Annotated in this window: 1 pseudogene; it reads right to left on the minus strand. The window is 43.9% G+C overall.

Annotated elements, in window-relative coordinates:
- Nucleotides 1-91: 91 nt before the first annotated feature.
- A pseudogene (locus J3L11_RS19455) lies at nt 92-540 on the minus strand (hypothetical protein); the annotation flags it as partial.

Below are 540 nucleotides of genomic sequence, written 5' to 3' on the forward strand. Positions count from 1 at the left end.
TGAACACCGATTCTGGAAATGATGGTCAAAGTGTTCAGATTGAAATCAGTATGGGTGTTCACGTTCAATCAGTAGAGGTGTTCACGTTCCGTCAGAATGAGTGTTCATGATCGGCCGGAATACGCAACTCATCGACATAGAATGAATCTGTTGCCAATTCTGTAGCCTTAGAAGAAGCCATAAGGCTATCGTTCTGAATATCAGCGATGCTGGAAGAAGGTTTAAGAGCGGAAAAACGAGAATGGTTGCCTTTGAACGAGGTGGTATCGGATATTGCACTATCCGCTCTAACAAACATGCATGATTGGGGAATATCTCGCTCTATTTGTTCAGCAAAGCTGACCAAACTAGCTTCTGCAAAAGTGTATAGCCATGCTTCTTGGTTCGGTGCATCATTCACACGCAAAATGCGACCCAATACCTGCCGAAAATATAGTTCTGTTTTTATAGAACTCAGGTGGCAGCACACCTGAAGTCTAGGAATATCGGTGCCTTCACTCACCATTCCAACGCTGATAATCCACTGAGTGTTAGAGCATC

It is taken from the genome of Shewanella sp. 4t3-1-2LB (assembly GCF_017368415.1).
In the GTDB taxonomy this organism is placed as follows: domain Bacteria; phylum Pseudomonadota; class Gammaproteobacteria; order Enterobacterales; family Shewanellaceae; genus Shewanella; species Shewanella fodinae.